This window comes from Pseudomonas palmensis (genome assembly GCF_049942755.1).
GTDB classification, from domain to species: domain Bacteria; phylum Pseudomonadota; class Gammaproteobacteria; order Pseudomonadales; family Pseudomonadaceae; genus Aquipseudomonas; species Aquipseudomonas palmensis.
On the sequence record NZ_CP187958.1, the window covers coordinates 2667514 to 2692503 of the forward strand.

19 protein-coding genes are annotated in these 24990 nt (G+C 65.8%); 12 read left to right on the forward strand and 7 right to left on the reverse strand.

Annotated elements, in window-relative coordinates; all coding sequences use genetic code 11:
• The first annotated feature begins 148 nt into the window (after positions 1-148).
• From ACPRTJ_RS12235 to creD, 4 genes are all read left to right on the forward strand, one after another.
• Positions 149-649, forward strand: coding sequence for an ATP-dependent zinc protease family protein (locus ACPRTJ_RS12235; protein ID WP_043863647.1), 501 nt, complete (start codon positions 149-151; stop codon positions 647-649).
• A gap of 141 nt (positions 650-790) precedes the next feature.
• On the forward strand, positions 791-1471 hold the full coding sequence (creB, locus tag ACPRTJ_RS12240) for a two-component system response regulator CreB (protein WP_123753443.1): 681 nt from the start codon (positions 791-793) through the stop codon (positions 1469-1471).
• Positions 1471-2904, forward strand: coding sequence for a two-component system sensor histidine kinase CreC (gene creC / locus ACPRTJ_RS12245; protein WP_043863649.1), 1434 nt, complete (start codon positions 1471-1473; stop codon positions 2902-2904). Before creB ends, creC begins: the two co-directional genes overlap by 1 nt.
• A 94-nt stretch (positions 2905-2998) precedes the next feature.
• Positions 2999-4333 (forward strand): cell envelope integrity protein CreD, encoded by a 1335-nt coding sequence (gene creD / locus ACPRTJ_RS12250; protein WP_043863650.1) that lies wholly within the window; start codon positions 2999-3001, stop codon positions 4331-4333.
• Positions 4334-4512: 179 nt separating this feature from the next.
• On the opposite strand, the gene ACPRTJ_RS12255 is transcribed toward creD, so the two are convergent.
• From ACPRTJ_RS12255 to aceE, 5 genes are all read right to left on the reverse strand, one after another.
• Positions 4513-5145, reverse strand: a complete 633-nt coding sequence (locus ACPRTJ_RS12255; protein ID WP_054915994.1) for a glutathione S-transferase — start codon at positions 5143-5145, stop codon at positions 4513-4515.
• A 9-nt stretch (positions 5146-5154) separates the two neighbouring features.
• On the reverse strand, positions 5155-5820 hold the full coding sequence (gene msrA / locus ACPRTJ_RS12260; protein WP_043863652.1) for a peptide-methionine (S)-S-oxide reductase MsrA: 666 nt from the start codon (positions 5818-5820) through the stop codon (positions 5155-5157).
• A gap of 69 nt (positions 5821-5889) precedes the next feature.
• Positions 5890-8583 carry a sensor domain-containing phosphodiesterase gene (locus tag ACPRTJ_RS12265; RefSeq protein ID WP_043863653.1) on the reverse strand — a complete coding sequence of 898 codons (2694 nt, stop codon included), beginning with the start codon at positions 8581-8583 and terminating at the stop codon, positions 5890-5892.
• A 317-nt stretch (positions 8584-8900) separates the two neighbouring features.
• Complete coding sequence (aceF, locus tag ACPRTJ_RS12270) at positions 8901-10538, reverse strand: dihydrolipoyllysine-residue acetyltransferase (protein WP_058541811.1); 1638 nt, start codon at positions 10536-10538, stop codon at positions 8901-8903.
• 13 nt (positions 10539-10551) lie between these two features.
• Positions 10552-13197, reverse strand: a complete 2646-nt coding sequence (gene aceE / locus ACPRTJ_RS12275) for a pyruvate dehydrogenase (acetyl-transferring), homodimeric type (RefSeq protein ID WP_043863655.1) — start codon at positions 13195-13197, stop codon at positions 10552-10554.
• A gap of 383 nt (positions 13198-13580) precedes the next feature.
• On the opposite strand from aceE, the gene glnE reads away from it, so the two are divergent.
• From glnE to ACPRTJ_RS12315, 8 genes are all read left to right on the forward strand, one after another.
• Entirely contained in the window at positions 13581-16517 is a 2937-nt protein-coding gene (glnE, locus tag ACPRTJ_RS12280; RefSeq protein ID WP_078480845.1) for a bifunctional [glutamate--ammonia ligase]-adenylyl-L-tyrosine phosphorylase/[glutamate--ammonia-ligase] adenylyltransferase, read from the forward strand.
• Between the two features lie 163 nt (positions 16518-16680).
• A complete protein-coding gene (gene waaF / locus ACPRTJ_RS12285; protein ID WP_043863657.1) occupies positions 16681-17730 on the forward strand; it encodes a lipopolysaccharide heptosyltransferase II in 1050 nt (349 codons plus the stop codon).
• Between the two features lies 1 nt (position 17731).
• The gene (waaC, locus tag ACPRTJ_RS12290; RefSeq protein ID WP_054915991.1) at positions 17732-18790 is read left to right on the forward strand and encodes a lipopolysaccharide heptosyltransferase I; all 1059 of its coding nucleotides are present in this window, start codon (positions 17732-17734) and stop codon (positions 18788-18790) included.
• On the forward strand, positions 18790-19914 hold the full coding sequence (locus ACPRTJ_RS12295; protein WP_088514278.1) for a glycosyltransferase family 4 protein: 1125 nt from the start codon (positions 18790-18792) through the stop codon (positions 19912-19914). Before waaC ends, ACPRTJ_RS12295 begins: the two co-directional genes overlap by 1 nt.
• Positions 19911-20717, forward strand: a complete 807-nt coding sequence (rfaP, locus tag ACPRTJ_RS12300; protein ID WP_058541815.1) for a lipopolysaccharide core heptose(I) kinase RfaP — start codon at positions 19911-19913, stop codon at positions 20715-20717. The genes ACPRTJ_RS12295 and rfaP overlap by 4 nt, the downstream gene beginning before the upstream one ends.
• Positions 20717-21451 carry a lipopolysaccharide kinase InaA family protein gene (locus ACPRTJ_RS12305; RefSeq protein WP_043863661.1) on the forward strand — a complete coding sequence of 245 codons (735 nt, stop codon included), beginning with the start codon at positions 20717-20719 and terminating at the stop codon, positions 21449-21451. The genes rfaP and ACPRTJ_RS12305 overlap by 1 nt, the downstream gene beginning before the upstream one ends.
• Positions 21448-22200 (forward strand): lipopolysaccharide kinase InaA family protein, encoded by a 753-nt coding sequence (locus tag ACPRTJ_RS12310; protein ID WP_054915989.1) that lies wholly within the window; start codon positions 21448-21450, stop codon positions 22198-22200. Before ACPRTJ_RS12305 ends, ACPRTJ_RS12310 begins: the two co-directional genes overlap by 4 nt.
• Positions 22200-23642, forward strand: coding sequence for a lipopolysaccharide kinase InaA family protein (locus ACPRTJ_RS12315; protein WP_043863663.1), 1443 nt, complete (start codon positions 22200-22202; stop codon positions 23640-23642). Before ACPRTJ_RS12310 ends, ACPRTJ_RS12315 begins: the two co-directional genes overlap by 1 nt.
• Positions 23643-23717: 75 nt before the next feature.
• On the opposite strand, the gene ACPRTJ_RS12320 is transcribed toward ACPRTJ_RS12315, so the two are convergent.
• Positions 23718-23897: a hypothetical protein gene (locus tag ACPRTJ_RS12320; RefSeq protein ID WP_043863664.1), complete on the reverse strand. Its 180-nt coding sequence runs from the start codon at positions 23895-23897 to the stop codon at positions 23718-23720.
• A complete protein-coding gene (locus ACPRTJ_RS12325; protein ID WP_054915987.1) occupies positions 23887-24990 on the reverse strand; it encodes a PepSY-associated TM helix domain-containing protein in 1104 nt (367 codons plus the stop codon). The genes ACPRTJ_RS12320 and ACPRTJ_RS12325 overlap by 11 nt, the downstream gene beginning before the upstream one ends.

The window sequence follows — 24990 nt, forward strand, 5'->3', positions numbered from 1 at the left end:
CCATGATAAGCAGGGATTCGGTTCAGGCCAAACTCTGGGCAGCCCACGGCGCGGACAAATGTTTCACATTGTGTTGAATACCCTGTGGCGACGAACCTATGCTGCTGCGGCAGTCTAAACACAGACTTTTCTCAAGGAAGCTGACCCGGTGAAATCCGTACTTGCACTGCTTTCCCTGCTGGCCTTGCCGGTGATGGCCGCCGAGCCGACCCTGTATGGCCGTTATGAATACATTGGCGTGGCGGACCTCGACCAGACGTTCAAGGCCAAGATGGACACCGGCGCGCTGACCGCGTCGCTGTCGGCCAAGGACATCGAGCGCTTCAAGCGCGATGGTGAGGACTGGGTGCGGTTCCGCCTGGCGACCAAGGATGCCGACGGCAAGGTGTATGAACACAAGGTGGCGCGCATCAGCAAGATCAAGAGCCGCGCCGATGAAGACGAGGACGGCGAAGCACCCGACCCGGCCAAGCGTCCGGTGGTGGAGCTGGAGTTGTGCCTGGGCGACGTCAAGCGCACGGTGGAGGTCAACCTGACCGACCGCAGCAGCTTCAACTACCCGCTGCTGATCGGGGCCAAGGCGCTGCGCGAGTTCGGCGCGGCGGTGAACCCGGCGCGCCGGTTCACGGCGGGCAAGCCTGAATGCTGAGTTGAATCCATCGCGGCTCAAGCCCGCTCCCACAAGGGCCGTCGTTCTCCCGTGGGAGCGGGCTTGAGCGGCGACAGGGCCTTGTCAGTCGAGGGATAATCCCCTACAAGTGCACCCAAACCTGCCAGGCCTGCACCGCCCATGCCCCACATACTGATTGTCGAAGACGAAGCGGCCATCGCCGACACCCTGATCTTTGCCCTGCAAGGCGACGGTCACAGCACCGAATGGGTGACCCTGGGCAGCGCCGCGCTGGAGCAGCAGCGTCAGCGCCCGGCTGACCTGATCATCCTCGATATCGGCCTGCCGGATATCAACGGCTTCGAAACCTGCCGCCAGCTGCGCCGCTTCAGCGAGGTACCGGTGATGTTCCTCAGCGCCCGCGATGGGGAGATCGACCGCGTGGTGGGCCTGGAGATCGGTGCCGACGACTATGTGGTCAAACCCTTCAGCCCGCGTGAAGTGGCGGCGCGGGTACGCGCCATCCTCAAGCGCATGACCCCGCGCAGCGAACCCGAGGCCCCCGAAACGCCCTTCAGCATCGACTCCCAGCGCCTGCAGATCAGCTATCGCGGTCAATCGCTCAACCTCACCCGGCACGAATTTCGCCTGCTGCAATGCCTGCTCGAACAACCCGAACGGGTGTTCAGCCGCGAACAACTGCTGGATGCCACCGGCGTGCCGGCCGAGGCCGGCTACGAGCGCAACGTCGACAGCCACATCAAGAGCCTGCGCGCCAAGCTGCGCACCGTGCAGGCCGACGCCGAACCTATCCAGACCCACCGCGGCCTGGGCTACAGCTACAGCCCCGGGCACAGCTGATGCGCCTGGGCATCCGCATCTTCCTGGTGTACTTCCTGTTCGTCGGGCTGACCGGCTACTTCATCCTCAACACCGTGCGCGAACAGGTGCGCCCGGGTGTGCGCCAGTCCACCGAGGAAACCCTGGTGGACACCGCCAACCTGCTGGCCGAGATTCTGCGCGACGAGGTCAAGGCCGGCACCCTCGGCCAGGGCCGGCTGCCCGAGCTGCTCAAGGCTTACGGCAAGCGCCAGCCCAGGGCCGATATCTGGGGCCTGGCCAAGAACGAGGTCAACCACCGCATCTACGTCACCGACGCCAACGGCAAGGTGTTGCTCGACTCCAGCGGCGAAGCCCTGGGCCAGGACTATTCGCGCTGGAACGACGTGTACCTGACCCTGCGCGGCGAGTATGGCGCCCGCTCCACCCGCAGCGATCCGGACGACCCGGAGTCGTCGGTGATGCACGTGGCGGCGCCGATCATCGATGCCGGCAAGATCATCGGCGTGGTCACCGTGGCCAAGCCGAACAAGTCGTTGCAGCCGTACATCGATCGCTCCGAGCGGCGCCTGTTCAACCTGGGCCTTGGCCTGATCGTGCTGGGCCTGCTGGTGGGCGCCGGGCTGTCGTGGTGGCTGGCGCGCTCGCTGCGTCGGCTGACGCGCTATGCGCAGGCGGTCAGCGAGGGTGAACGCGTGGCCTTGCCGCATTACCGCGGCGGCGAGCTGGCGCAACTGGCCGGTGCGGTGGAGCGCATGCGCACGCAGTTGGAGGGCAGGGCGTATGTGGAGCGCTACGTGCACACCCTGACCCACGAGCTGAAAAGCCCGCTGGCGGCGATTCGCGGGGCCAGCGAGCTGCTGCAGGGGCCGATGAGCGACGAGCAGCGCCAACGCTTTGCCAGCAATATCGAAAGCGAGAGCGCGCGCATGCAGCAGTTGATCGAGCGGCTGCTGGACCTGGCCCAGGTCGAGCAGCGCCAGGGCCTGGAAGACCAGCAGCAGGTGCCACTGGCGGCGCTGGTGGACGAGGTGCTGCTGGCCCAGAGCGCGCGCATCGAAAGCGCCGGCCTGCAGGTGCGCCAGCGGGTACCGGCCAGCGTACGGCTGCTGTGCGAGCCGTTTCTGCTGCGCCAGGCCATCGGCAACCTGCTGGAGAACGCCCTGGACTTCACCCCGCCGGGCGGCCTGCTGGTGGTCGACCTGGAGACACGGGGCCCACGGCTGGCGCTGAGCCTGTACAACCAGGGGGCGGCGATCCCGGACTATGCCCTGGGCCGGCTCAGCGAGCGCTTCTACTCGCTGCCGCGCCCGGGCACGGGGCGCAAGAGCACAGGCCTTGGGCTGAACTTCGTCGAGGAAGTGATGCAGCTGCATGGCGGCTCGCTGGAGGTGGCCAACGTCGAGGACGGCGTGCGGGTGCGCCTGTGGCTGCCCAACGAGCGGCTGGGCTGAGCTCCACGCACTCTCCACATAACTCCACACAAGCGCCCAACCCGCTCCATGCACGGCGGGCAGACTGGCTCCATCGAAACCGGAGCCATTGCCCATGAACCGAACCCTGAGCATCAAACTGGGCGCCATCGCCTTTCTGATCGTGTTGCTGCTGATACCCCTGCTGATGATCGGCGGCCTGATCCAGGACCGCCAGCAGCAGCGCGACAGTGTGGTCGAGGACATCGCCCAGAGCTCCAGCTACAGCCAGCAGATCAGCGGGCCGTTGCTGGTGGTGCCGTACCGCAAGATCCAGCGCACCTGGAAAACCGTGGATGGCAGCACCCAGCAGCAGACCAGCACGGTGGCCGGGCATCTGTACTTTCTGCCCGAGACCCTGGAGGTCGACGCCAAGGTCGACACCGAGCTGCGTTCGCGGGGCATCTACCAGGCGCGCCTGTTCCACGCCGACAACCGCATCAGCGGGCAATTCAAGGTGCCGGCGCAGTGGGGCATCACCGAAGACTTCGACGATTACCGCTTCGACCCGGCGTTTCTGGCCGTGGGCATCAGCGATATCCGCGGTATCGAGAAGAGCCTGGAACTGAACGTGAATGGCCAGTCGCTGGCCTTCGCCGCGGGCACGGGGCTGGGCTGGCTGGGCGGCGGTGTGCACGTGACGCTGCCCGACCTCGACGGCCGCGCCGAGACCCGCCTGGACTACGCCTTCGACCTGAGCCTGCAGGGCACCGGGCGCCTGCATGTGCTGCCGGTAGGGCGCAGCACCACGGTGAACATGGCGGCGAACTGGCCGCATCCAAGCTTCATCGGCAACTACCTGCCCATCAGCCGCGAGATCGACGCCCACGGCTTCAGCGCGCGCTGGCAGACCTCGTTCTTCTCCACCAACCTGGAGGATGCGCTGACCCAGTGCGTGGTCAACAACGCCTGCGACGACTTTCACGGGCGCAGTTTCGGCGTGAGCTTCGTCGACCCGGTGGACCAGTACCTCAAGAGCGAGCGGGCGATCAAGTATGCGCTGTTGTTCATTGCGCTGACCTTTGCCGGGTTCTTCCTGTTCGAGATTCTCAAGAACCTCAGCGTGCACCCGATCCAGTATGCGCTGGTGGGTGTGGCCCTGGCGTTCTTCTACCTGCTGTTGCTGTCGTTGTCGGAGCACCTGGGGTTCGGGTTGGCGTATGCGCTGTCGGCGGGCGGCTGCGTGCTGCTGATCGGCTTCTACCTGTGCCACGTGCTGCGCAGCCTGGCGCGCGGGCTGGGGTTTGCGGCGGGCTTGCTGGTGCTGTACGCGATGCTCTACGGGCTGCTGGGCGCCGAGGACTACGCGCTGCTGATGGGCTCGTTGCTGCTGTTCGGCCTGCTTGGGGTGTTCATGGTGCTGACACGCCGCCTGGACTGGTATCAGGTTGGGCAGGGGATCTTGAAATGAGCGGATTGAGAGAGGAACGCACGCTGGGGGCTGTGATGGTGGGGGAAATCAGGTTGATCTGGGCTGCCGAGATCAGCGTCGACTTCATCGCGGGTCAAGCCCGCTCCCACAGGTCCGGTACAAGCCTCAACGGCAGCAGCAGATCTGTGGGGGTGAGCTTGACCCGTGATGAGGCCCGATCAGGCCACAGAAGGGGCGGTCTTTAGCATCGATTCGCGCTGACTCACCTCGGCATACCAGGCTGCCAGGTTCGGCTGGCGCTCGCGCCAGCCAAGGTCCGGCAGGCGCAGGTCGATGTAGCCCAGCGCGCAGGCCACCCCGATTGCCGCTACGTCGAACACCGAGGCCAGTTCGGCCAGGTGCTCGTCTTCCAGGTGCGCCAGCGCGCGCCGGATCTTGTCCTGCTGGGCGTCGACCCACGGCGTCCAGCGCTTGTCCTCAGGGCGCAGGAAGGTCTCGTAGCGCGCCACCACCGCCGCGTCCATGATCGCATCGGCCAGCGACGCCAGGGTCAGGCGCCGCCAGCGCGCCGGGCCCTCGCGCGGGATCAGCGGGTTGCCCACATGCTGATGGTCGAGAAACTCGACGATCACGCGGCTGTCATGCAGCACCGTGCCGTCCTCCAGGCGCAACGCCGGGATCTTGCCCGCCGGGTTGCCCAGGTTCAGCTCGGCATCGGTCTTGATCGGGCTCAGGTCGACGGGATGCAGGGCTACCCGCTCGGCCTGCCCGGTTTCGTGCAGCAGCACGCGAACCTTGCGCACGAACGGCGAGGCGGCGGCATGGAACAGGGTCATGCTCGGTGTGCTCATGGCGTGGCCTCAGTTGCCTTGCAGGCTGGGTGGCAGGCACACGCCAGTGCCGCCGATGCCGCAGTAGCCATTCGGGTTCTTGGCCAGGTACTGCTGGTGATAGGCCTCGGCGAAGTACACGGTCGGTGCCTGGGCGATCTCGGTGGTGATCTGGCCGAAACCGGCCTTGTTCAGCTCGGCCTGGTAGGCCTGCCTGCTGGCCTCGGCCAGTTCCAGCTGTTCGGGGCTGGTGCAGTAGATGGCCGAACGGTACTGGGTGCCGACGTCGTTGCCCTGGCGCATGCCCTGGGTGGGGTTGTGCAGCTCCCAGAACATGGTCAGCAGGTCCTGGTAGCTGACCTTGGCCTTGTCGAACACCACCAGCACCACTTCGGTGTGGCCGGTCAGGCCCGAGCAGACTTCTTCGTAGGTGGGGTTGGGGGTGAAACCGCCGGCGTAGCCGACCACGGTGCTGACCACACCTTCACGCTGCCAGAAGCGCCGCTCGGCACCCCAGAAGCAGCCCAGGCCGAAGATCGCGAAATCGACGTCTTCGAAGAACGGGCCCAGCAGCGGGGTGTCTTCGAACACGAAATGCTTCTCGGGCAGCGTCATCGGGGTCTCGCGACCCGGCAGCGCCTGTTCGGCGGCAGGCAGTACGTTTTTGTTCACCAGAATCTCCGAGCGCAGGACCATGGGCGGTTCCTCTTCAAGGCAGGATGTGTAGGGGGTAGACCCGTAGTGTGCCCGAGTGTTTCGCCGCTGTCAGGCGATTGGGCCACGCGGATAGCGCTTGAGTTTTTCGATCAGCTCGCTGCCGGGGATCGGCCGGTCGAACAGGTAGCCCTGGCCGACGTCGCAGCGGTGGCGGCGCAGGAACGCCAGCTGTTCGGCGGTCTCGATGCCTTCGGCCACCACTTTGAGCTTGAGGTTGTGAGCCATGGCCACCACTGCCGAGGTGATTTCCATATCGTCCTGGTTGTCCGGGATCTCGTGGATGAAGCTGCGGTCGATCTTGATGATGTCGATCGGGAATTTCTTCAGGTAGCTGAGCGAGGAGTAGCCGGTGCCGAAGTCGTCCATGGCCAGGGTCAGGCCCAGTTGCTTGAGCTCGTCGAGCTGGCGGTGGGTATCCTCGGTGGCTTCGAGCAGCAGGCCCTCGGTCAGTTCCAGTTCCAGCAGGTGTGGCGGCAGGGCTTCTTCCTTGAGGATGTTGGCGATCGAGCTGACCAGCTCCGGGTCGGAGAACTGCTTGGGCGACAGGTTGATCGCCACCTGCAGGTTGCCCATGCCCTCGGTGCTCAGCAGCTGGCTCATGCGGCAGGCCTGGCGCGCGATCCACTTGCCGATGGGGATGATCAGCCCGGTTTCCTCGGCCACGCTGATGAACTGGTCGGGGCGGATCATGCCCCGCTCCGGGTGGTTCCAGCGTAGCAAGGCCTCCAGGCCGAGCAGGCGGCCGCTGCGCAGGCACAGCTTGGGCTGGTAGAACACGTCCAGTTCGTTCTGGGTCAGGGCGCGGCGCAGGTTGTTTTCCACGAACAGCTTGTAGCTGGCCTCGGCGTTGAGCGCCTCGGTGAACACCTGCACCTGGTGCTTGCCGTTGGCCTTGGCCTTGTGCAGGGCCAGGCCGGCGTTCTTCATCAGGGTCTGCGGGTCGCGCCCGTGCAGCGGCGCACACGCCAGGCCCACCGAGCCGGTCACGCTGATCAGCTGGTTGTCGACGAACATCGGCTTGTCGAGGGTGTTGAGCAACTGCTGGGCCACCTGCTGGCCGGCATCCAGGCTGCTGTCCTCCAGCAGCACGGCGAACTCGTTGCTGGCAAAACGCGCCAGGCTGCCACCGGGGCTCAGGCTGTTGCGCAGGCGCCGGGCCAGGCTGATCAGCAGCTTGTCGCCGGTCTGGTGCCCGAGGCTGTCGTTGATGCGCTTGAAGTTGTCGATGTCCACCAGCAGCAGGCAGATGGGGCTGTCGCTGTCGCGCTCGAAGCGCTCGTCGAGGCTGCGGATGAACGCCGGGCGGTTGCCCAGGCTGGTGAGGTTGTCGGTGTAGGCCAGGCGTTCGATGCGCTGCTGGGCCAGCTTGCTCTGGGTGATGTCTTCGTAGATGCCGATGTAGTGGGTCAACTCGCGGTTGTCGCCATACACCTTGGAGATCGACAGTTGGCCCCAGTAGGGCTCGAGGTTCTTGCGCCGGCTCTTGAATTCGCCCTGCCAACTGTTGCCCATGGCCAGGCTCGACGGCGAGTCGAACAGCAGCTCGCTGAGGTTCTCCAGTGCGGTGAGCTCGGACAGGCGGTGGCCATGCACCTCTTCGGGTGTGTACTGGGTGATCTCGGTGAAGCTGGGGTTGACGTATTCCACCACGCCATCGCGGTTGACCAGCAGAAAGGCGTTGGCGCTTTGTTCCACCGCGCGCTGGAACAGGTGCAGGGCGCTGGTGGCGGTGCGCCGGTTGTGGTTGTTGATGACCTGGGCGAACTGGTCGGCCAGCTCGCCGGCAAAGGCGATTTCATCCGATTGCCAGGCCCGGGTCGAGCCGCTGTGTTCCAGGCAGAGCACGCCGACCACCTGGCCGTCGATGCGGATGCTGGCATCGAGCATGGCGTGGATACCGCGCTGGCGCAGGCTCTCGGAGATTTCGCGGGTGCGTGGGTCGCGCGCCGCATTGTGCGCATCGATGGCGCGGCTGGTGTGCAGCGCCTCGAGGTAGTCGGGAAATCGCCCGGCATCGATCGCCTCGGGCAGGCGGTACTCCTGGGTGGCGCGGTAGAACGCCGAGATCGGTTCCAGTTGCTGGCCTTCCAGGTACCAGATGCTGGCGCAGTCGATGCTGTAGATTTCGCAGGCACTGCGGGTGATCAGCTCGGCGGCTTCCTGCAGCGAGTTGTCGGCGCTGTAGCGCTGGCGCGCCAGGCGCAGGATCAGGTCTTGCTGGGCGCGTACACGCTCCAGGTGCTCGAGCTGTTCCTGCTGCGCCTGCTGGTTGAGCTGCAGGGCGATCTGCAGGCGGTTGTTGCGGGTTTCGAGTTCTGCCGCCGAAAGGTCGGGTGTGTCGTTGGGCTGGGCATCGAGCACCAGCAGATAGCCGCGCAGCAACTGGCGGTTGTGCTGCCGGTAGGCTTCGCCCAGCTCCAGCATATTGAGCGGGCCCAGGCTGGTGTGCAGGGTATAACGCACCAGGTAGTACGGACGCTGCGCCAGTTGCAGCTCGATGGTGTCGTGCAGCTTGTAGCGTGCCTCGGGCTCCATCAGGCTGGCATAGGGCGAGCCGATCAGCGCACACAGGTCGACGGCCGCCTGGCCGAACTGACGCTCGCAGCCCGGGTCGAGGAACAGCATGGCCCAGCTGGCCTCATTCAGCCGCTCGAAACGCAGCATGCCGAGCCGCGAAGGCACCGGCAACTGCGTCACTACCTCGGCCACCGTACGGCTGGCGGCATCAGGTTGGCTTTTCATGGGAAGCTCGCTTCAAGAAGGCTGTTGGCGCGGGCTGGGCGAAGTGCTGCTACGCGTTTGAGCAAGGTTGCATCATGTGCTTGAGGCTGACAAGCAATAGAGTGGCCTGGCTTGATCTGTATCGGCTGACAGGTACAAATTCTTCAGTAATGCCGAGACGGATTGCGTCTGGCGGTGCCGCTCAAGGTGGGACGTTGAGCGGCACGGCATGAATCGCAGGCAAAAAAAGCCCCGCCAGATGGCGGGGTTGAGGTACGAGCGTGGCAGCTCGAAAACAGTGTCCGTGCTCCCCGGCAGGGGAGCACGGCGTGCAGCAGTTACAGCAGCATGGTGCGGATGTCGGTCAGCAGCTCGCCCAGGCGCTTGGTGAAGCGCGCGGCAGCGGCACCGTTGATCACGCGGTGATCGTACGACAGCGACAGCGGCAGCATCAGCTTGGGCTGGAACGCCTTGCCATCCCACACCGGCTGGATGGTGGCCTTGGACACACCCAGGATCGCCACTTCCGGCGCGTTGACGATCGGCGTGAAGCCGGTGCCGCCAATGTGACCGAGGCTGGAGATGGTGAAGCAGGCGCCCTGCATGTCGTCGGCAGAAAGCTTCTTGGTGCGGGCCTTTTCAGCCAGGGCCGCCGCTTCTGCAGCCAGCTGCAGCAGGCTCTTCTGGTCGACGTTCTTGATCACGGGGACCAGCAGGCCGTCTGGCGTATCCACGGCGAAACCGACGTTGACGTACTTCTTGCGAATGATCGCCTTGCCGCTAGGGGCCAGCGACGCGTTGAAGTCCGGCAGTTCCTTGAGCAGGTGCGCACAGGCCTTGAGCAGCAAGGGCAGCACGGTCAGCTTGACGCCGGCTTTCTCGGCCACGGCCTTCTGCGCAACGCGGAAGGCTTCCAGCTCGGTGATGTCGGCGCTGTCGAACTGGGTCACGTGCGGCACGTTCAGCCAGCTGCGGTGCAGGTTGGTGGCGCCAGCCTGCATCAGGCGGGTCATCGGCACTTCTTCGGTTTCACCGAAGCGGCTGAAGTCGACTGCCGGGATCGGCGGGATGCCCGCACCACCGGTCGCGCCGGCAGCCGGTGCTTCCTTGGCCTTCTGCATCATGGCCTTGACGTACACCTGCACGTCTTCCTTGAGCACGCGGCCGTGCGGGCCGCTGGCAGCCACGGCGCTCAGCTCGACGCCGAACTCGCGGGCCAGCTGACGCACGGCAGGGCCGGCGTGAACCTTGGCACCGCTTGGCGCTGGCGCAGCGGCCGGGGCCGGTGCGGCTTCGGCCTTGGCAGCCGGTGCGGCGGCAGGCGCAGCAGCCGGGGCCGCTTCAGCCTTGGCAGCCGGTGCAGCAGCGGCAGGCGCTGCTGGCGCGGCGGCGCCCTGGACCTTGAGCTTGAGGATGAAGTCGCCAGTGCCGACTTCGTCTTCGAGCTTGACGCCGATGCTTTCCACCACGCCGGCAGCCGGCGACGGGATTTCCATCGAGGCCTTGTCGGACTCCAGGGTAATCAGCGACTGGTCGGCTTCGACGCTGTCGCCGACCTTGACCAGCAGCTCGATGATCTTGGCCTTGCCCGACGAGCCGATGTCCGGCACGTGGATGTCCTGCACAGTGGCAGCCGCAGGAGCAGCGGCCGGTGCCGGGGCAGCCTCTGCAGCCGGGGCGGCAGCAGGCTTTTGTTCGGCGGCAGGCGCAGCGTCAGCCGGTGCCTCGGGCGCCGCAGCGGCGCCCTCGACTTCCAGTTCCAGCAGTTCGTCGCCTTCTTTCAGGCGGTCGCCCAGCTTGACCTTCAGGGCCTTGATCACACCGGCCTTGGGGGCCGGGATCTCCATGGAGGCCTTGTCCGACTCCAGGGTCAGCAGGCTCTGGTCGGCTTCGATACGGTCGCCGACTTTGACGAACAGCTCGATGATTTCACCTTCACCGCTGCCGATGTCAGGTACGCGAATGAGTTCGCTCACTTAAAAATACTCCTCAGCAGTCCAGTGGGTTGCGCTTGTCCGGGTCGATGCCGAACTTGGTGATGGCATCGGCCACGACCTTCGGTTCGATCTCGCCACGGTCAGCCAGGGCTTCCAGGGCAGCCAGCACCACGAAGTGACGGTCGACTTCGAAGAAGTGACGCAGCTTCTTGCGGCTGTCGCTGCGACCGAAGCCATCGGTACCCAGGACCTTGAATTCCTTGCTCGGTACCCACTGACGAATCTGCTCGGCGAACAGCTTCATGTAGTCGGTAGAGGCGATGACCGGGCCCTTGCGGCCGCCCAGGCACTCCTCGATGTAGGTCTGCTTGGGCTTCTGGCCAGGGTGCAGGCGGTTGCTGCGCTCCACGGCCAGGCCGTCGCGACGCAGTTCGTTGAAGCTGGTGACGCTCCACACGTCGGCACCGACGTTGAACTCTTCACGCAGGATCTTCGCCGCTTCACGCACTTCGCGCAGGATGGTGCCGGAGCCCATCAGCTGGACGTGGTGCGCTGCGTCCTTGGTATCTTCCTCGAGCAGGTACATGCCCTTGATGATGCCTTCCTCGACACCGGCCGGAATGGCAGGCTGCTGGTAGGACTCGTTCATCACGGTGATGTAGTAGAAGACGTCCTGTTGCTCTTCGGTCATCTTCTTCATGCCGTCCTGGATGATCACCGCCAGCTCGTAGCCGTAGGTCGGATCATAGGTGCGGCAGTTCGGGATGGTCGCGGCCAGCATGTGGCTGTGACCGTCTTCGTGCTGCAGGCCTTCACCGTTGAGGGTGGTACGCCCGGCAGTACCGCCGATCAGGAAGCCACGGGTGCGGCTGTCGCCAGCGGCCCAGGCCAGGTCGCCGATACGCTGGAAGCCGAACATCGAGTAGAAGATGTAGAACGGCAGCATCGGCTGGTTGTGGTTCGAGTACGAGGTACCGGCGGCGATGAACGACGACATGGCGCCGGCTTCGTTGATGCCTTCCTCGAGGATCTGGCCCTTCTTGTCCTCGCGGTAGAACATCACCTGGTCCTTGTCGACGGGCTCGTAGAGCTGACCGACGGACGAGTAGATGCCCAGCTGGCGGAACATGCCTTCCATACCGAAGGTACGCGCTTCGTCCGGGATGATCGGGACGATGCGCTGGCCGATTTCCTTGTCCTTGACCAGCTGCGCGAGGATGCGCACGAAGGCCATGGTGGTGGAGATTTCACGGTCGCCCGAGCCGTCCAGGATCGCCTTGAGGGTTTCCAGTGGCGGGGTCGGGATGCTGAAGCTCTTGGCCCGGCGCTGTGGCACGAAACCGCCCAGGGCAGAACGGCGCTCGCTCAGGTAACGGGCTTCGGCGCTGCCTTCTTCAGGCTTGAAGAACGGCAGGTTCTCCAGGTCTTCGTCCTTGACCGGGATGTCGAAACGATCGCGGAAGTGACGCAGGCTGTCGACGTCGACCTTCTTGGTGTTGTGCGCGGTGTTCTTGGCTTCGCCAGCACCGGTGCCGTAACCCTTGATGGTCTTGGCCAGGATGACCGTAGGCTGGTCCTTGTGGTTGACCGCCTGGTGGTAGGCTGCATAGACCTTGTACGGGTCGTGGCCACCACGGTTGAGCTTCCAGATCTCGTCGTCGGACAGGTCGGCGACCATGGCCTTGAGTTCCGGGGTGTTGAAGAAGTGCTCACGGACGAACGCGCCGTCCTTGGCCTTGTAGTTCTGGTACTCGCCGTCGATGACTTCGTCCATGCGGCGCTGCAGGATGCCGTCGACGTCCTTGGCCAGCAGTGGGTCCCAGAAACGGCCCCAGACCACCTTGTTGACGTTCCAGCCACCACCACGGAACACGCCTTCGAGTTCCTGGATGATCTTGCCGTTGCCGCGAACCGGGCCGTCGAGGCGCTGCAGGTTGCAGTTGATGACGAAGATCAGGTTGTCCAGCTTCTCGCGGCCTGCCAGGGAGATCGCACCCAGGGATTCCGGCTCGTCGCACTCGCCGTCGCCCATGAAGCACCAGATCTTCTGCTTGCCGGCAGGGATGTAGCCGCGGCTTTCCATGTACTTCATGAAACGTGCCTGGTAGATCGCCTGGATCGGGCCCAGACCCATCGACACGGTCGGGAACTGCCAGAAGTCAGGCATCAGCCACGGGTGCGGGTAGGACGACAGGCCTTGACCATCGACTTCCTGACGGAAGTTGTTCATCTGGTCTTCGCTGATGCGGCCTTCCATGAAGGCACGGGCGTAGACGCCCGGCGAGGCATGGCCCTGGAAGTAGATCAGGTCGCCGCCGTGCTCGTCGGTCGGGGCCTGGAAGAAGTAGTTGAAGCCGATGTCGTACAGCGTGGCGCTGGAGGCGAAGCTGGAGATGTGGCCGCCCAGGTCCGAGTCTTTCAGGTTGGTGCGCATTACCATGGCCAGCGCGTTCCAGCGGACCAACGAGCGAATGCGGCGTTCCATGAACAGGTCGCCAGGCATGCGTGCTTCGTGGGTGACGGGAATCGTGTTGCGGTATGGCGTGGTGATGGCATACGGCAGCTGGGAGCCACTACGGGTGGCCAGCTCGCCCATACGGGTCATCAGATAGTGAGCGCGGTCTTCGCCTTCTTTGTCGAGAACCGACTCCAGGGCGTCCAGCCATTCCTGGGTTTCGACGGGATCGAGGTCTTGCATGGCTTGCTCCAGGGCGGAAAGGCTTCCAGAATCGGTTGCCTGAGTTTGCGACTGGCCTTTTGGGCAGACGACATGAAATTCTTGGATTACCGGGCGTTGTACCGGCGGCGTGTAGTTTTACTACAAATCGATCCTCATTACATGCGTTGACAGTAAAAAAGCAGTAGTAAAACTACACGGATAAGGCTCGTGGCCCCTGTTCGGGTTGTGGGATAAAACGATACCGGTGGTTAAAAACTGGTCGGCATGCGGTTGTTTGCGATGATTTCTATCAAAGAATTACGTTTTTCAGCTATTTATGACCTTTGTACGACAGTCGAACCGTACGCCGAGTTCCCTTGCCCAAGTGCCACCAACCCTTTCACGCCGATCAAGGATAGACCATGAGCCTGCCCCTGCTGGCCGAACTGCCCGCTGCCCTGCAACCGCTGGTCAGCCGTAATGCCACCTCTTTGCGCAACGCCGTCGCGGCCGTCGACGGGCTGAGCCTGGACGACTGGAACGAGCAGCGCTGGGCCGAGTTCGCCCGCGTGGCGGCAGCCAGCGATTTCGTGCTTGAACAGAGCGTGCGCGACCCGGCGATGCTGCTGGCCCTGGCCGCCAGCGGCGAGCTCGACCGCGCCTTCGCCGCCGGCGAGTTGTGTGCCCAGGTGGCCGGTGCGGCGCAGGCCGCCGGCAGCGAAGACGAACTGGCGCGCAACCTGCGCCGCCAGCGCACCCGCCAGCAGGTGCGCATCATCTGGCGCGACCTGACCCGCCAGGCCGACCTGGTGCAGACCTGCCGCGACCTGTCCGACCTGGCCGATGCCGCCATCGACCAGGCGTATCAATGGCTGTACCCGCGCCTGTGCGCGCAGTTCGGGACCCCCACCGGCAATCGCAGCGGCCTGCCCCAGCAGATGGTGGTGCTGGGCATGGGCAAGCTGGGGGCGGTGGAACTGAACCTGTCGTCGGACATCGACCTGATCTTCGCCTACCCCGAGGGCGGCGAAACCGTGGGCGTGAAGCGCCCGCTGGACAACCAGGAGTTCTTCACCCGGCTGGGCCAGCGCCTGATCAAGGCGCTGGACCCGATCACCGTCGACGGCTTCGTGTTCCGCGTCGACATGCGCCTGCGCCCCTACGGCTCGTCCGGCGCGCTGGTGCTCAGCTTCAATGCACTGGAGCAGTACTACCAGGACCAGGGCCGCGACTGGGAACGCTACGCCATGATCAAGGCCCGCGTAGTGGCCGGCGACCAGCAGGCCGGCGCGCAGCTGCAGGACCTGCTGCGCCCGTTCGTGTACCGGCGCTACCTGGACTTCTCGGCGATCGAGGCGCTGCGCACCATGAAGCAGCTGATCCAGCAGGAGGTGCGGCGCAAGGGCATGGCCGAGAACATCAAGCTGGGCGCCGGTGGCATCCGCGAGGTGGAGTTCATCGCCCAGGCGTTCCAGCTGATCCACGGCGGGCGCGACCTGAGCCTGCAGCAGCGACCGCTGCTCAAGGTGCTGGCGACACTCGAAGGCCAGGGCTACCTGCCGCCGGCGGTGGTGAGCGAGCTGCGCGAGGGCTATGAGTTCCTGCGTTATACCGAACACGCCATCCAGGCCATCGCCGACCGCCAGACCCAGATGCTGCCCGACGACGAACTGGACCGCGCACGTATCGCCTTCATGCTCGGTTTTGCCGACTGGGCGAGCTTCCACGCGCAACTGATGCACTGGCGCGGGCGCATCGACTGGCACTTCCGCCAGGTGATCGCCGACCCCGATGAAGAGGAAGGCGAAGAGGGCGAAGTGGTGGTCGGTGGCGAGTGGCTGCCGCTGTGGGAAGAAGCCCAGGACGAAGAGGCCGCCTGCCGCCAGTTGACCGACGCCGGCTTCGCCGATGCGGCCAGGGCGCTCAAGCAGCTGGCCAGCCTGCGCGCCAGCCCGCAGTTGCGTGCCATGCAGCGCCTGGGCCGCGAACGCCTCGATGCCTTTATACCGCGCCTGCTGGCGCAGGCGGTGGAGCACGCCGACCCGGACCTGGTGCTCGAACGCGTGCTGCCGCTGGTGGAGGCCGTGGCGCGGCGCTCGGCCTACCTGGTGCTGCTGACCGAAAACCCCGGTGCGTTGCGCCGCCTGCTGACCCTGTGCGCCGCCAGCCCGTGGATCGCCGAGCAGATCACGCGCTTCCCGCTGCTGCTCGATGAACTGCTCAACGAAGGCCGCCTGTTCAGCCCGCCCCAAGCACCGGAGCTGGCCGCCGAGCTGCGCGAGCGTCTCACGCGCATCCCCGAGGATGACCTTGAACAGCAGATGGAAGCGCTGCGTCACTTCAAGCTGGCCCACAGCCTGCGCGTGGCCGCCTCGGAAATCGCCGGCAACCTGCCGCTGATGAAGGTCAGCGACTACCTGACCTGGCTGGCCGAAGCCATTCTCAACCAGGTGCTGGCCCTGGCCTGGCGCCAGACCGTGGCGCGTCATGGCCAGCCAAAGCGCAGCGATGGCAGCCTGTGCGACCCCGGCTTCATCATCGTCGGCTATGGCAAGGTCGGCGGCATCGAGCTGGGCCACGGCTCGGACCTGGACCTGGTGTTCATCCACGACGGTGACCCCCAGGCCGAGACCGATGGCGCCAAGCCCATCGACAGTGCGCAGTTCTTCACCCGCCTGGGTCAGCGCATCATTCACCTGCTGACCACCCAGACCAACTCCGGCCAGCTGTATGACGTGGACATGCGCCTGCGCCCGTCCGGCGCTTCGGGTTTGCTGGTGAGTTCGCTGGGCGCCTTCGAGCGCTACCAGCGCAACGAGGCCTGGACCTGGGAACACCAGGCACTGGTGCGTGCGCGGGTGCTGGTGGGCTGCCCGCAGGTGGGGGCGGCCTTCGAGGGGGTGCGGGCGCAGGTGCTGGGACAGGCCCGCGACCTGGACAAGCTGCGGGCCGAAGTCAGCGACATGCGCGCCAAGATGCGCGACAACCTCGGCACCCGGGCGACCCAGGCCGGGCTTGGGCCCAACGCCTTCGACAGCGGGGTTGCCTTCGATATCAAGCAGGATGCCGGTGGTATCGTCGATATTGAATTTATGGTGCAATACGCGGCCCTGGCCTGGTCCCACACGCACCCGGCACTGCTGCGCTACACCGACAACATCCGCATTCTCGAAGGGCTGGAGGAGGTCGGGCTGATGCCGGCCAGCGATGCAATTTTGTTGCGTGAAGTGTACAAGGCCTTCCGCTCCGCCGCGCACCGCCAGGCCTTGCAGAAGCAGGCCGGGGTGATCGACGCCGGGCAGTTCGTCGACGAGCGCCGGCAGGTACGGCGCATCTGGGGCGAGCTGGGGTTGACCTGAACGCGGGCTGAACAGCCACCAGGCGATACGGCGCAATGAAGCGGCGGCGACCACGTCCTACACTGAGTGGCGTACACTGGTCGCACCACGCCTGATTATAAAGAGGGGAGGCCAGGCTGTTGGAAAACAGGCTGTAGCCTCCCTGATCGTTTCTGGATAAAGCATGAGAATTTTGATCATTGGGCCCAGTTGGGTGGGCGACATGGTAATGGCGCAGACGCTGTTCCATGTGCTGAAGCAGCGTCACCCCGCGTGCGTGATCGATGTGCTGGCACCCGAATGGAGCCGCCCGATCCTCGAGCGCATGCCCGAAGTGCGCCAGGCCTTGAGCTTCCCGCTCGGCCACGGCGCGCTGGAACTGGCCACGCGCCGGCGCATCGGCAAGTCGCTGGCCGGTCAGTACGACCAGGCGATCCTGCTGCCCAATTCGCTCAAGTCCGCGCTGGTGCCGTTCTTTGCCGGTATCGCGCAGCGCACCGGCTGGCGTGGCGAGCTGCGCTACGGCCTGCTCAACGATGTGCGCACCCTCGACAAGGCGCGCTACCCGCTGATGATCGAGCGCTTCATGGCCCTGGGCTACCCCGCCGGTGCCGAGCTGCCCAAACCCTACCCGCGCCCCAGCCTGCAGATCGAGACCGCCAGCCGCGATGCGGCGCTGGCCAAGTTCGGCCTGAGCCTGGACCGCCCGGTGCTGGCGCTGTGCCCCGGCGCCGAGTTCGGCGAGGCCAAGCGCTGGCCCTCGGAGCATTACGCCAAGGTCGCGGAAATCAAGATTCGCGAAGGCTGGCAGGTGTGGCTGTTCGGCTCCAAAAACGACCATGCGGTGGGTGAATCGATCCGCGAGTGGCTGATCCCGGGCCTGCGTGAAGAGTCGGTGAACCTCAGCGGCGAGACCTCGCTCGCCGAGGCGATCGACCTGCTGTCGTGCAGCGATGCGGTGGTGTCCAACGATTCGGGGCTGATGCACGTGGCTGCAGCGCTCAATCGCCCGCTGGTGGCGGTGTACGGGTCGACCTCGCCGGGCTTCACCCCACCGTTGGCCGACCAGGTCGAGGTGGTGCGCCTGGGGCTGGAATGCAGCCCGTGCTTCGACCGCACCTGCCGCTTCGGCCACTACAATTGCCTGCGTCTGCTGGAACCGGAGGCGGTGGCCTCGGCGTTGCAGCGGCTCAACGGTCCGTCGCTGGTCGACGTCACGGTCGAGGTCGATTAAGTTGCGGGTACTGCTGATCAAGACCTCCTCGCTGGGGGATGTCATCCACGCGCTGCCGGCACTGACCGACGCGGCGCACGCCATTCCCGGCATCCGCTTCGACTGGGTGGTCGAGGAAGGCTTCGCCGAAATCCCCACCTGGCACCCTGCGGTCGATCACGTGATCCCGGTGGCCATCCGTCGCTGGCGCAAGAACCTCTGGCAAACCTTGAAGAACGGCGAATGGCGCCAGTTCAAGAAGCGCCTGCGCGAGCGCAAGTACGACCTGGTGATCGACGCCCAGGGCCTGGTGAAAAGCGCCTGGCTGACCCGCTACGTCAAGGCGCCGGTGGCCGGGCTGGACCGCTACTCGGCACGCGAGGGGCTGGCCAGCCGCTTCTACGACCGGCGCCTGTCGGTGGCCCGCGGGCAGCATGCGGTGGAGCGGGTGCGCCAGCTGTTCGCCCTGGCGCTGGGCTACGACCTGCCCTCGGGGCTGGGTGACTACGGCCTGGATCGCTCGCGCCTGGAAGAGATACCCACCAAGCCCTACGTGGTGTTCCTGCATGGCACCACCTGGGACACCAAGCACTGGCCCGAACTGTACTGGCGCCAGTTGGCCGAACGCCTGGGGCGTGCCGGCCTGCATATCTGCCTGCCATGGGGCAACCCGGCCGAAAAGGCCCGCGCCGAGCGCATCGCCCAGGGCCTGAAGAACGCCCAGGTGCTGCCCAGGCTGAACCTGGCCGGGGTCGCCCGGGTGCTGGCTGCCGCCAAGGCCTGCGTGGCCGTCGACACCGGCCTTGGGCACCTGGCGGCGGCACTCGATGTGCCTACCCTGTCGCTGTTCGGCCCTACCAACCCGGGCCTGACCGGGGCCTACGGCAAGGCCCAGGTGCACCTGGGCAGTGACTTCCCCTGCGCCCCGTGCCTGCAGAAGAAGTGCACCTACAAGCCGAGCGCCGACGACCGGCGCCGGTTCGATCTCAAACGCGAGTGGCCGCTGTGCTTCACTCGCCTGAACCCCGAGCGTGTGGCGAGCCAGTTGAGCGCGTTGCTGCGGGCAGAGGATGTGCGTTGATGCAACTGGCCTTTGTGCTCTACAAGTATTTCCCCTTCGGCGGCCTGCAGCGTGACTTCATGCGCATCGCCCTGGAGTGCCAGCGCCGTGGCCACCAGATCCGGGTGTATACCCTGATCTGGGAGGGCGACGTGCCCGAGGGCTTCGAAGTGCTGGTGGCGCCGGTCAAGGCGCTGTTCAACCATCGGCGCAACGAGAAGCTCACCGACTGGATGCAGGCCGACCTGGCCAGGCGCCCGGTCGACCGCCTGATCGGCTTCAACAAGATGCCGGGGCTGGACGTGTACTACGCCGCCGACGGCTGCTTCGAGGACAAGGCGCAGAACCTGCGCCATTCGCTGTACCGCCGCTGGGGCCGCTACCGCCACTTTGCCGAGTACGAGCGTGCGGTGTTCGGCAAGGACGCCAAGACCCAGATCCTGATGATCTCCGAGGTCCAGCAGCCGCTGTTCGTCAAGCACTACGACACCCCCGCCGAGCGCTTCCACCTGCTGCCTCCGGGCATCAGCCAGGACCGCCGGGCGCCGGCCAATGCCGCCGAGATCCGCGCCGAGTTTCGCCGCGAGTTCAACCTGGCGGACGACGAGCGCCTGCTGGTGCAGATCGGCTCGGGCTTCAAGACCAAGGGCGTGGACCGCAGCCTCAAGGCGCTGGCCGCCTTGCCCAACAGCCTGCGCAAGCGCACCCGGCTGATGGTCATCGGCCAGGACGACCCCAAGGTGTTCCAGCTGCAGAGTGCGACCCTGGGGCTGACCGAGCAGGTGCAGTTCCTCAAGGGCCGCAGCGATATCCCGCGCTTTCTGCTCGGGGCCGACGCACTGATCCACCCGGCCTACAACGAGAACACCGGCACCGTGCTGCTCGAAGCCGTGGTGGCTGGGTTGCCGGTACTGGTTTCGGCAGTGTGCGGCTATGCCCACTACATCGCTGAGGCCGATGCCGGCCTGGTGCTCGACGAGCCGTTCGAGCAGGAGCAACTCAACCGCTACCTGCAACGTATGCTCGAAGACGATGCGGCGCGTGCCGACTGGGGCCGCAACGGCCTGGCATTCGCCGACACCGCCGACCTGTACAGCATGCCGCAGCATGCGGCCGACGTGATCCTGGCGCAGGAGCGCGCATGAAACTGATACTGGCTGAACCCTTCAAGCGCCTGTGGGCCGGGCGCGATGCCTTCGACGCCGTCGAGGCCCTGCAAGGCGAGGTGTACCGCGAGCTGGAAGGCCGGCGCACGCTGCGCACCGAGGTCGAGGGCAACGGTTATTTCGTCAAGATCCACCGCGGCATCGGCTGGGGCGAGATCTTCAAGAACCTGTTCACCGCCAAGCTGCCGGTGCTCGGTGCCGGCCAGGAATGGCAGGCCATCCAGCGCCTGCACGAAGTCGGCGTGCCGACCATGACCGCGGTGGCCTACGGCGAACGCGGCAGCAACCCGGCGACCCAGCATTCGTTCATCGTCACCGAAGAGCTGGCGCCCACCGTCAGCCTCGAGGACTTCAGCCTCGACTGGGTCAGGACGCCGCCGGCGCCGCGTCTCAAGCGCGCGCTGATCGCCGAGGTGGCGCGCATGACCGGCATGATGCACCGCGCCGGGGTCAACCACCGCGACTGCTACATCTGCCACTTTCTGCTGCACACCGACCGCCCGGTAACCCCGGACGACTTCAGGCTGTCGGTGATCGACCTGCACCGGGCCCAGACCCGCGCCAGCATTTCCCGACGCTGGCGCGACAAGGACCTGGCCGCGCTGTACTTCTCGGCGCTGGACATCGGCCTGACCCGACGCGACAAGCTGCGCTTTCTGCGCGGCTACTTCCAGCAGCCGCTGCGCCAGATTCTGGCCGAGCACGCCACCTTGCTGCGCTGGCTGGAGGGCAAGGCAAACAAGCTCTACGAGCGTAAACAACGGTATGGGGACGCGCTCTGATGGCGGGTTGGACACTGGAGCCGGCCTACGCGGCCCTGGCACAGGATTTCGGCAGCATCGACGCGGTGTTCGCGCTCAAGGGCGAACGCCTCACCCACGACCCGCTCAGCGAAGTGATTCGCGTGGAGCGCGGCGGGGTGAACTACTACGTCAAGCGTTACACCGGCGCCGGCAAGGGCCTGCGCCGCTACCTGGGGCGCCCGCGGATCAAGGCCGAGTGGCAGAACCTCAAGCAGTTCGCCAAGTGGGACATCCCCACCGCCGAGGTGGTGGCCTGCGGCCTGGAACGGCGAGGCTTCGCCTTCCACCGGGGCGCCATGATCACCCGCGAGCTGCCGCGCACCGAGGACCTCTCGGCGCTGGCCAAGCGCAACGACCCGCGCCTGGCAGATGCCGGCTGGGTCGACCATGTCAGCCGACAGCTGGCCCGCCATACGCGGGTGATGCACGACCATCACTTCACCCACAACGACCTCAAGTGGCGCAACCTGCTGGTCGATGACAAGGGCATGCTGTTCTTCATCGACTGCCCGACCGGTGCGTTCTGGGTCGGCTTCATGCTGCGCTATCGCATCACCAAGGACCTGGCCTGCCTGGACAAGGTGGCCAAGTATCACCTGTCGGCCACCCAGCGCCTGCGGTTCTACCTGCAATATCGCCGTCGCGATCGCCTGAACGCGTCGGACAAGCGCCGCGTGCGGCACGTCGTGACGTTTTTCGAGGGGCGCGAATGAGTGATTTCCTGGCCAGTGCCGAAGCTGCACTGCTTGAACGCCACGGCCTGAACAGCTTCGAGGCGCTGTGGGCGCTGCAACTGGACGCCGTGGACGAGCCCAACACCGGGCGCGGCGGCTGGAGCCGCGTGTACCGCCTGGAGCTGGAGGGCAAGGGGTTCTACCTCAAGCGCCAGAGCGACTACCTCACGCGCACCCTCCACAGCCCCTTCGGCGAGCCGACCTTCGCCCGCGAGTTTCGCAACATCAAGCGCTACCAGAAGCTGCAGATCCCGGCCTTGCAGGCGGTGTTCTACGCCGAGCGCCGGGTCGACGGCGAGCGCCGCGCGATCCTGATGACCCGTGCGCTGGATGACTGGAGCGATCTTGACCACCTGCTCGGGCAGTGGCCGCAACTGGCCCTGGAGCAACGCCAGGGCATCCTGCGCGCCTGTGGCGAACTGGCCCGCACGGTGCACGCGGCGGGGCAGGTGCATGGTTGCTTCTACCCCAAGCACATCTTTTTGCGCGAGCGCAGCGAAGGCTGGCAGGCGCAGTTGATCGATCTGGAGAAAACCCGGCCGCTGCTGCTGGGCCAGCGTGATCGCCTCAAGGACCTGGAGCCGCTGCTGCGTCGTGCCGGCGCATGGAGCGAGAGCGATGTACGGCTGATGCTGGCCGCCTACCTGGAGCAACCGGCCGACAGTACGCTGGTGGATACCTGGCTGCAGCGCCTGCTGCATCGCCGTCGTGAAAAAGAGGCCCGCTGATGCGTTTGTCTGAACTCAAGGACGCCGGGCGCAGCCCGCAACTGCCATTGAGCATTGCCCTGGCCGACGCCGCCGGGCCGGCCGAGCTGCAACTGCTCAGCCTGCTGCGGGTGCTGCCGGGGCAGCGGTATGTCGGTGCCGGGATCTGGCGTGGCAAGCCGGTGCTGGCCAAGCTGCTGGTGGGCAGCAGCGCCGCCCGCCACTTCCAGCGCGAACTGGACGGTGCGCGCCTGCTGGCCAGCCAGGGGCTGACCACGCCGTTGCTGCTGGCCGACGGCCTGCGTGAAGGCGAGGGCGGCTGGCTGCTGTTCGAATTTCTTGAGCACGCCCACAGCCTGGCGGATGCCTGGGCGGCGGTCGAGGGCCTGCCGGTGCTTGCCGATGCCCAGCAGGAAGTGCTGGGCGAAGCCCTGCGCGCCGTGGCGCAGATGCATGCCAAGGGCCTGTGGCAGGCCGACCTGCACCTGGACAACCTGCTGCGCCATGGCGGGGAGCTGTACCTGATCGATGGCGCGGGGGTGAAGGCCGAAACCCCGGGCCAGCCGCTGTCGCGTCAGCAGGTGCTGCAGAACCTGGGGGTATTCTTTGCGCAGTTGCCCAAGCGCCTGGAGCCCTTCGTCGAGGAACTGCTGGTGCACTACGTGCTGGTCAACGGCGAGCATGCGCTGCCGCTGGAAGCCTTGCAGAAGCAGATCGACAAGGTGCGCAGCTGGCGTCTGAAGGACTACCTGGACAAGGCCGGTCGCGAGTGCACGCTGTTCAGCGTGCAGCGCGGGGCCTCGGGCCTGCGCGCGATCCGTCGATCGGAGGTGGCGGCCATGCTGCCGGTGCTGGAGCAGGCCGACGCGCTAATCGACCAGGGCCACCTGTACAAGACTGGCGGCGCGGCGAGCGTGGCACGGGTCGAGGCGGGCGGTCGCAGCCTGGTGCTCAAGCGCTACAACATCAAGAACACCGCCCACTGGTTCAAGCGCTTCTGGCGCCCCAGCCGGGCCTGGCATTCGTGGATCGAAGGGCATCGCCTGGAGTTCCTCGGCATCGCCACGCCCAGGCCGCTGGCGGTGCTGGAGCAGCGCGTGCTGGGGCTGCGCAGCCGTGCGTACCTGGTGACCGAGTATGCCGACGGGCCGGACCTGATCGAGAGCTTTGCGCCCTACGTCGACAGCGCCGAGGTGCCAGAGGAGCAGCTGCAAGCGCTGCAGACCCTGTTGCAGCAGCTGATGGGCGAACGCATCAGCCACGGCGACCTGAAGGGTCACAACCTGTTCTGGCAGGACGGTCAATGGTCGCTGATCGACCTTGATGCGATGTGCCAGCACGCCACCCAACTCAGTTTCGCCAAGGCCTTCGCCCGTGACCGGGCGCGGTTGTTGCGCAACTGGCCGGCGGACAGTGCGTTGCACCAGCGGCTGGATGAGTGCCTGCCGAAACTGGCTGACTGACCTGCGCCTTTGCCGACAAGGCCGGCTCCTGCAGACGACGTGAAACCTTGCAGGCGCCGGCCTTGCCGACCAAGACTATCGCGCGGCCGGCCAAAAACCTCGCAGGCTGTATCCCACCGGCAGGGCCAGCCCCACCCACGCCAGCACATCCCACGGGCCATCCCCCAGCAGCGCCGCGAACAGCCCCACTGCGCCCAGCAGGGCAATCAGGCCCGGCATGCCGAACACCTTCCAGAACCTCGATTCACGCTTCATCACGTCGCCTGCGCACCCACCACAAATACACGCCGCTGCCGAGCACGATGATCGTCAGCACATCCAGCAGCGCCCATAGAATCTGCATCGGCCGGCCGCCGTAGTCGCCAAAGTGCAGCGGCTGCGACAGGCCCATCGCGTCCATGTACCACGGCCGCTCGCCAATCGCCGTCACCTGCAGGGTGCTGGCATCGATCAGTACCGGGGTCAGCAGGTGAGCGGTCAGGTGGGTGCTGCCCTTCATGAACACCGCATAGTGGTGCTCGCTGGAAAAGCGCGTGCCGGGGAAGGCGATGAAGTCCGGCTGCATGCCCGGCGCCGCCTCGGCGGCAATGTCCAGCAGACGGCTGGCCGGGGCCAGTGCGGTCAGCGGCGGTGCATCGCGGTACGGTGCGATCATCGCGCTGAGGCTGTCGTTGCGCCAGGCGGCGATGACCAGGTCGGACAGCGCGCTGATCACCCCGGTCACGCCCACCACCAGCGCCCAGGTCAGGGTCACGATGCCGATCAGGTTGTGCAGGTCGAGCCAGCGCAGGCGCCGCGATTTGTCGTGGCGTACCGTGGCGAACTTCAGCCTGCGCATGAATGGCGCGTACAGCACCACCCCGGAGATGATCGCCACCACGAACAGCAGGCCCATGAAGGCCAGCAGCAGCTTGCCCGGCAAGCCGGCGAACATGTCCACATGCAGGCGCAGCATGGTCAGCATGAAGCCGCCGTTGGCCGAGGGCATCTCCACCACCTCGCCAGTACGCCCGTCGAGCATGAAGGTGTGCGACGAGTTGGGCTCGGTACCGGCGGTGGCGGCCATGATCGCGATCACGCCGTTGCTGTCGTCCTCGTCCCAGCCGAAGTACTGCATCACCTCGCCCGGGCGATGGGCCTGGGCCTTGAGCACCAGGGCCTGCAGGTCGAGTCTGGGTGTGTCGGCCGGCATTACCTTGAGCTCGGGCGCATCGCCCAGCAGGTGGTCGATCTCGTGGTGGAAGATCAGCGGCAGCCCGGTCAGCGCCAGCAACAGCAGAAACAGCGTGCACACCAGGCTGCTCCAGGTATGCACCCACGACCAGCGACGTATGGTTTGGCTCTTCAT